Source organism: Streptomyces kunmingensis, from assembly GCF_039533535.1.
Taxonomy (GTDB): domain Bacteria; phylum Actinomycetota; class Actinomycetes; order Streptomycetales; family Streptomycetaceae; genus Streptomyces; species Streptomyces kunmingensis.
On sequence record NZ_BAAATS010000001.1, the window covers coordinates 370,173 to 377,249 of the forward strand.

The 7,077-nt window shown below is 70.6% G+C and carries 6 protein-coding genes; 2 read left to right on the plus strand and 4 right to left on the minus strand.

Annotation, left to right across the window (positions count from 1 at the left end; genetic code table 11):
• Positions 1-31 precede the first annotated feature (31 nt).
• The 3 genes from ectB to ABD366_RS01620 form a co-directional block, all read right to left on the minus strand.
• Positions 32-1,303: a diaminobutyrate--2-oxoglutarate transaminase gene (gene ectB / locus ABD366_RS01610; protein ID WP_324767906.1), complete on the minus strand. Its 1,272-nt coding sequence runs from the start codon at positions 1,301-1,303 to the stop codon at positions 32-34.
• Positions 1,304-1,361: 58 nt separating this feature from the next.
• Entirely contained in the window at positions 1,362-1,874 is a 513-nt protein-coding gene (gene ectA / locus ABD366_RS01615; RefSeq protein WP_324767904.1) for a diaminobutyrate acetyltransferase, read from the minus strand.
• A 367-nt stretch (positions 1,875-2,241) separates the two neighbouring features.
• Positions 2,242-3,348: a pyridoxal-phosphate-dependent aminotransferase family protein gene (locus ABD366_RS01620; RefSeq protein ID WP_324767922.1), complete on the minus strand. Its 1,107-nt coding sequence runs from the start codon at positions 3,346-3,348 to the stop codon at positions 2,242-2,244.
• 87 nt (positions 3,349-3,435) lie between these two features.
• On the opposite strand from ABD366_RS01620, the gene ABD366_RS01625 reads away from it, so the two are divergent.
• Positions 3,436-4,530 carry an amidohydrolase family protein gene (locus ABD366_RS01625; protein WP_324767921.1) on the plus strand — a complete coding sequence of 365 codons (1,095 nt, stop codon included), beginning with the start codon at positions 3,436-3,438 and terminating at the stop codon, positions 4,528-4,530.
• Positions 4,531-4,767: 237 nt separating this feature from the next.
• Here ABD366_RS01625 and ABD366_RS01630 read toward each other — a convergent pair whose 3' ends face one another.
• Entirely contained in the window at positions 4,768-5,343 is a 576-nt protein-coding gene (locus tag ABD366_RS01630; RefSeq protein ID WP_324767903.1) for a hypothetical protein, read from the minus strand.
• Between the two features lie 396 nt (positions 5,344-5,739).
• On the opposite strand from ABD366_RS01630, the gene ABD366_RS01635 reads away from it, so the two are divergent.
• Positions 5,740-6,681 carry an SCO1860 family LAETG-anchored protein gene (locus tag ABD366_RS01635; RefSeq protein ID WP_324767902.1) on the plus strand — a complete coding sequence of 314 codons (942 nt, stop codon included), beginning with the start codon at positions 5,740-5,742 and terminating at the stop codon, positions 6,679-6,681.
• Positions 6,682-7,077 lie beyond the last annotated feature (396 nt).

Below are 7,077 nucleotides of genomic sequence, written 5' to 3' on the forward strand. Positions count from 1 at the left end.
CTGCCTCTCTCTGTTGCGTTCCTGAGGGGTGTCAGGCGGTCTCGCGCACGGCCCTGGTGAGCGTGCGCAGCCCCTCTTCCAGCTCCTCGGGCGTGATCGTCAGCGCCGGAAGCAGCTTGACGACCTCGCTCTGGGGGCCGGAGGTCTCGATCAGCAGGCCGAGCTCGAAGGCGCGCTTGGCGACCTTGCCGGCCCGCTCCTTGTCGCGGAATTCAAGCCCCCACACGAGCCCGCGACCGCGGTACTGCACGGTGTCGTCGCGGAACTCGTCGCGCAGCGCGCCGAGGGCCTCCTCAATCTGCTGGCCGCGGGCGAGCGTCTGCTTCTCCATGGCCGGACCATCGGTCCAGTACGTCTCCAGGGCGGCCGCGGCCGTCACGAACGCGGGGTTGTTGCCACGGAACGTGCCGTTGTGCTCACCCGGCTCCCAGACGTCGAGCTCCGGCTTGAACAGGCACAGGGACATGGGGAGTCCGTACCCGCTGATGGACTTCGAAACGGTCACGATGTCCGGCGTGATGCCCGCCTCCTCGAAGGAGAAGAACGCACCGGTGCGGCCGCAGCCCATCTGGATGTCGTCGACGATGAGCAGCATGTCCCAGCGCTCGCACACGTCGGCGAGCTTGCGCAGCCACTCGGCGCGGGCGACGTTGATGCCGCCCTCGCCCTGCACCGTCTCGACGATCACGGCGGCGGGCTGGTTGAGGCCTGAACCCTGGTCCTCGAGTAGCCGCTCGAACCAGATGAAGTCCGGCGTCTGCCCGTCCAGGTAGTTGTCGAACGGCATGGGCGTGCCGTGCACCAGCGGGATGCCCGCGCCGGCTCGCTTGAACGCGTTGCCGGTGACGGCGAGCGAGCCGAGCGACATGCCGTGGAAGGCGTTGGTGAAGGACACGATCGATTCGCGGCCCTTGACCTTGCGGGCCAGCTTCAGCGCGGACTCGACGGCGTTGGTGCCCGTCGGGCCCGGGAACATGACCTTGTAGGGCAGGTCGCGCGGGCGCAGGATGATGTTCTGGAACGACTCCAGGAAGTTGCGCTTGGCCGTCGTCGACATGTCGAGGCCGTGCGTGACGCCGTCGCGCTCCAGGTAGTCGATGAGCGCGCGTTTCAGCACGGGGTTGTTGTGGCCGTAGTTGAGTGAACCGGCGCCCGCGAAGAAGTCCAGGTACTCGTGGCCGTCCTCGTCGTACATGCGGCTGCCGTGGGCCCGGTCGAAGACGGTGGGCCACGCGCGGCAGTAGCTGCGCACCTCCGACTCAAGGGTCTCGAAGACGCTCAGGTCCGGCTGGGTGATGGTCACAGCAAATGCTCCTCTTGGGAGGGGAGTTGAGGGGGGTTGGCTTGGGGGCGCGGTTCGTCTACGCGGCCGGCGCGATCGGGCCGATGCGGTACAGCTCCTCGGACAGGTGTCCGTCGTCCGGGAACAGTCCGGCGTCGAACAGGACCTGGCGTTCCACTCCCGCCGCGTGCCTGCGGGCGAAGGAGAGGAACAGCGCCTGGGACGCCGCGTTGTCCGGCGTGATCGTCGTCTCGACGGTGGTGACCTGCCGTCCGGCGGCGACCTTGGTGATGAGACCGTCCAGGAGCTCTCCGGCCAGACCGTGCCCGCGGTGGGTGTCGTCCACGGCTATCTGCCACACGACGAGGGTGTCCGGGCGGTCCGGCCGGATGTATCCGGTCACGAACCCGGCGACCTCGCCGGTCTCGTCGCGGGCGACCGCCGAGGTGGCGGCGAAGTCGCGGCACCACAGCAGATAGCTGTACGAGGAGTTGAGGTCGAGCACCTTCGAGTCGCGTGCGATACGCCAGATCGCGGCCCCGTCGGCCACGCTGGGCTGGTCGAGCTGGAATTGCGCTTGTGCGGCGGTCATGCGAATTGAATTTACCGAGCAATTTCTGGGATTGCATCTGGGCGAGGGGTTACGTCCCGGGGTGATCTGTGTTATCGCGCGCAGGTGAGCCCGCGCATGAGCTTTCGGCAGAATGTGCCGGTTTCGTACGGACATAAGGGGCAAAACTCAGCGTTTGTGGAGTACGTCACAGCGTTCTCGCTGGTCGGACGCCCGTCCGGATTCAGCCGTTTCCCGTTGTTGAAATCTTAGTGTTTACGGTCGCAGGAAGCGGGCAGAAGCAGTACGGGAAGCTGTTCTGATAATTAGCTGAAGAATGCCTTGAAGAAGGAAAATAAAAAAGCGCCGCCCAAAAAAGGGCGGCGCTCTGCGCGGAGGGCGGAATTGGTTATGCCCAGGCCGCCGCGACGGCCTTGCGCGCACCTTCCAGATCCACCGTGAACCCCGCCTCCGCGAGCGCCCCGCCCAGCGCGGCCAGCGAGGACTGCACGACACCGCGCGTGGCCTGCGGCCCGTAGTGGTTGACGCGGATCATCTCCCCGGCCAGCGCGCCGCCCCCCGCGACGAGCGGCAGCACCGGGTCGACGGCGAGGGCCTTGGCCACCAGTTCCCGGGCGTCGGTCCCGGCGGGCGCCCGCAGCGTCGTGGCGACCGGCGCGGCGTCCCGGGCCTCATGGACGTACGGCGTCAGACCACCGCCCAGAGCGAGGGTCCCGGCGCGGGTCGCGGCCGCGGCGCTCGCGTGCCGCGCCATCAGGGACTCCAGACCCTCGCTCTCGATCCGGTCCACGCACGCTTCCAGCGCGAGCATCTCCAGCTGCGCCGGAGCGTGCAGCAGCGCCTTGCGCCCGCCGTCGATCCAGCGCTGCTTCCAGTCGAGCAGCGACAGGTACGAGTGACGCGGCGCCTGCGGGTTGGCGGCCATCCGCTCCCAGGCCCGCGCGCTCACCGAGACAGCGGAGACACCCGCCGGGCCGCCCATCGCCTTCTGCGCGCCGATCACACAAAGGTCCACGCCCCACGCGTCGGGGAGCACCGGCTCGGCGGCGATCGACGCGACCGCGTCGAGGTAGAACAGCGCGCCGTGCTCCCGCACCACCTCACCGATCTCGGCCACCGGGTTGGTGTTGCCGGTCGCGGCCTCCGCGTGCACCAGCGAGACGAAGTCGATGGACGGGTGCTCGGCGAACGCCGTCCGCACCTGCTCCGCGGTGACCGCCGTGTGGAAGGGGACGGCCAGATCGTGGACGGTGGCCCCGCAGTCGCGCAGCCAGTCGCCGAAGGTCTGCCCGTACGGGCCCGTGATCACGTTCAGCGCGACGGTGCCGGGCCCCGCCGCCCCACGGATCGCCCCCTCCAGCGGAAGCAGCGCCTCACCCTGCATGATCACGACGTCCTGGGACGCGGAGATGTTCATGAGACGGGCCACGCGGTCCTCGATGGAGGCGAAGTGCTCCGCGCTCAGGGGGGCCAGATCGAGAAACGGATGCGTCACGGTGGTGCTCTCTTCGCTCACGGGTTCGGACGGGATGCCGCTGTCGAGCGTACCCACCCCTTTCGTAGGCTTCGTGCCATGACTGAGCTGAGCCGTCACGGGGTGCTGCACGTGAAGGGGCGGGTCCTGACCGGGCCCGACGACGTCCGCGACGAACTGTGGGTGATCGACGGCCGCGTCACGTACGACCGTCCGGTCACGGCGGGCCTGGACGTCACCACGGTCGACGGCTGGACCCTCCCCGGCCTGGTCGACGCGCACTGCCACGTCGGCCTCGACGCCCACGGCCCGGTCCCCGCCGAGACCGCCGAGAAGCAGGCCCTGACCGACCGCGACCACGGCACCCTGCTGCTGCGCGACGCGGGCTCGCCCTCCGACACCCGCTGGATCGACGACCGCGAGGACCTGCCGAAGATCATCCGCGCGGGCCGGCACATCGCCCGCACCCGCCGCTACATCCGCAACTACGCCCACGAGATCGAACCCGAGGACCTCGTCGCCTACGTCGCCCAGGAGGCCCGGCGCGGCGACGGCTGGGTCAAGCTGGTCGGCGACTGGATCGATCGCGGCACCGGCGACCTCAGCGCCTGCTGGCCGCGCGGCGCCGTCGAGGCGGCGATCGCCGAGGCCCACCGGCTCGGCGCCCGCGTCACCGCCCACTGCTTCGCCGAGGACTCGCTGCGCGACCTCGTCGAGGCGGGCATCGACTGCATCGAGCACGCCACCGGCCTCACCGAGGACCTGATCCCGCTCTTCGCGGAGCGCGGCGTCGCGATCGTCCCCACCCTCGTCAACATCGCCACGTTCCCGCAGCTCGCGAAGGGCGGCGAGGAGAAGTTCCCCCGCTGGTCGGCCCATATGCGGCGGCTGTACGACCGCCGCTACGACACGGTCCGCGCCGCCTACGACGCCGGAATCCCGGTCTACGTGGGCACGGACGCGGGCGGCTCCCTCGCCCACGGCCTGGTCGCGGGCGAGGTCGCCGAACTCGTGAAGGCGGGCATCCCCCCGGTCCAGGCGCTCTCCGCCACCGCCTGGGGAGCCCGCGAGTGGCTCGGCCGCCCGGTCCTGGAGGAGGGCGCCCCGGCGGACCTCGTCGTGTACGGGGCGGACCCGCGGGCGGAGGTGGGGGTGCTGGCGGCGCCGCGCCGGATCGTGCTGCGGGGCAGGGTGGTCGGCTAGGGCGTCGTGACGGTGTGAAGGTCCGGCAGAGGGGCTTTGCGAGCCTCCGTCGGCGGTTCGGCCGAGCGTCGGGGGTCAGCTGAGTGGGCGGGTTCAGCTGAGCGTCAGGGTTCGGCCGAGCGTCGGGGTTCAGTTGAGCGAGCGGGTTCAGCTGAGCGTCAGGGTTCAGCCGGGCGTCAGGGTTTACCCGAGCGGGCAGATTCAGCTAAGCGTCAGGGTTCAGCCGAGCGGGCGGGTTCAGCTGAGCGTCAGGACGATGGGGACCGCGATGCCCACCAGGATGTACGCCGTCGCTCGCACCACGCTCAGCACCGTGCGCAGGAACAGCCCGCCCCACGGGAGCGGGCGCACCTCCAGCGCGCTCAGCGCCAGCCGCGAGGCACGGACCGGGGGAGTGCCCGGCGCCGGGCGCGTCACCTGCGCCGCGACGGCCCGCAGCACCCGGCGCATCGCGTCGTCCTCCGCGCTGAACCCGATCCGGGTCCCCGCCGAGTCCGTGACCGCGAGAACGGTGACGACCAGGCCGGAGTTCCGTACCTCACGCCAGCCCGTCACCCGGCGCACCGAGGCGACGTCCAACGTGCGCACCCCGGTCACCGTGCGGCACCGCAACGTGTCCCAGTCCGCCTGCTCCGGGGCGCCGATCTTGACGCAGAGATACGGCACCAGCCACCCCAGGATCGCCCCGAGGACACCGCAGACCGCGGCCACCAGGGGCGGCTCGTCACCGGGACCGGCCACCAGGCCCGGCACCACGACGAGCCCCGCCGCCAGAGCGCCGAGCCCCGCCGTCGCCCAGCGCGCCCGCGTCACGCCCGCACCGCCTTCATGACGCCTCTACCGTTCCTCGGTTCCGTACCCGCGTTGACAGAGCGTGACCTGCGAGGTCAGCTGCTCGTTGCACACAACTTGCCCGCGCCCGCGCTGTCAACCGGCGTACGTGACCAGAGTGTTGGCACGGGTGACAACAGGGTGATGTGAGGGAACAGCCGAGCCCAAAGATTCGAAGACATGCACGGAAACCCCCCGTTGGGGTGAACTGCCGTCACATTGCAGCTTGTTCACTCTCAGTGCGTAAAGATTCACTCATCGATGACCGGTCGACGCGGTCGGCGGTGCCATGTGATGTCCCCATCCACGGAGCCCCGACGCCGCGTATCGCGGTGCATCACCTGTCCCGTTCTGTCCTCTCCTGGGGGTCCCATCAGCATGCCCAGCTCCACTGTCACCACCGCTCTGCGCACTCCCGCCCGCCGCTTCGCCGCAGCGGCCGTGGCGACCGTGCTCGCCGCCGGACCCGCCGTGCTCGCGACCGCGGGCCCGGCCGCCGCCACGGGCGACCACGGAGGCAAGGCCGGCGCGGTCGTGCTCCGCACGGGCCTGGACGTCTCGCTCCTGAACAAGACCGTGAACGTCCCGCTCGCGGTCGCCCTGAACGAGGTGCAGGCACCCGCCAGCGCCGAGAAGACCGCGCTGACCGTGAAGTTGGACGGTGTCGACGGCGGGCAGCCGTTCAGTGTGCTCCGTGCGGACGTGGCCAAGGCGAGGGCGACCGTCGACGCGCAGAAGGCGGAGGGCTTCACGCAGCTCGTCCACGCCAAGGTCCACGTGCCCGGCCTGCCGCTGCTCTCCCTGATCGAGGTCGACCAGGTCACCTCCAAGGCCCTCTGCGTGGCAGGCAAGAAGCCCGTCGCGGAGTCGAACCTGCTGGGCTCCGTCACGGTCCTCGGCAAGAAGGTGACGCTGAGCGCCGGCGGCACCACGGAGATCAAGGTGCCGGGCGTCGGCGACGTCACGCTGGGCCTCTCCAACCGGTCCACGACCTCGACCACGGCGGCCGCCTCCGCGCTCCAGCTCAAGGTCTCCGTCAACCCGCTGAAGCTGAACGTGGCCGAGGTCAACGGCGAGGTCACGCTGGCCGGCGCCACCTGCGAATCCCCGAAGCCGGCCCCGACACCGGCCCCGTCGAAGCCGGCTCAGGACGACGTCACCCCGCAGGGCACCAAGGGCGACCGCCCCGTCGCCCAGGCCGACCTGGCGGAAACGGGCGGCAGTTCGTCGACGCCCTACATCGCCGGCGGCGCCATCGCCCTCCTCCTGGCAGGAGCCGGCGCAGTAGCCCTGACCCGCCGAGGCCGCACGCGCGCGTAGCAACACCGGGGCGCCGCCGAGGGCGGCGCCCCGCCCCCCTACGACCAATCAAGCCCCTCCGGCCAATCAAGCCCCTCCGACCAATCAAGCCCCTCCGGCGATTGAGGAGCGGGGTCCGGGGCAGAGCCCCGCGGCCCGCACACAGACACCCCGCCACACCCGGCCCCGCCACGCCGAGCCCGGCCCCGCCACACCCGGCCCCGCCACACCGAGCCCGGCCCCGCCACGCCACCGCCCCGCCACCCCCAAAGTCACCCCCGCAAAACCCCCCGCAACGCCGCCACAAACTCCCCACTGACCCCCCGATCCCGCACAGCGACCCGCACCCACTGTTCTGATCTTCGTCTAACCGGGCAGGGCCAGCTCGAACCACACCGTTTTGCCACCCGACCGGGG